Origin of the sequence: Odoribacter sp. N54.MGS-14 (assembly GCF_000980295.1) — a bacterium.
Classification (GTDB): Bacteria; Bacteroidota; Bacteroidia; order Bacteroidales; family Marinifilaceae; genus Odoribacter; species Odoribacter splanchnicus.
The window spans coordinates 1-326 of the sequence record NZ_LARL01000189.1 but is presented as its reverse complement, the minus strand read 5'-3'; the positions used below and the strand labels follow the sequence as shown (position 1 = coordinate 326).

The window sequence follows — 326 nt, the reverse complement described above, 5'->3', positions numbered from 1 at the left end:
CCATTGTAACACGTGTGTAGCCCCGGACGTAAGGGCCGTGCTGATTTGACGTCATCCCCACCTTCCTCTCGGCTTACACCGGCAGTCCCGCCAGAGTGCCCAGCTTGACCTGATGGCAACTAACGGTAGGGGTTGCGCTCGTTATGGGACTTAACCCGACACCTCACGGCACGAGCTGACGACAACCATGCAGCACCTAGTTTCCTGCCCCGAAGGGAAATCCTGTTTCCAGAATCGTCAGTAACTTTCAAGCCCGGGTAAGGTTCCTCGCGTATCATCGAATTAAACCACATGTTCCTCCGCTTGTGCGGGCCCCCGTCAATTCC

General features: G+C 56.4%; 1 rRNA gene. It reads right to left on the bottom strand.

The window, feature by feature from the left end:
- A 16S ribosomal RNA gene (locus tag WS42_RS15050) occupies positions 1 to 326 on the bottom strand; the annotation flags it as partial.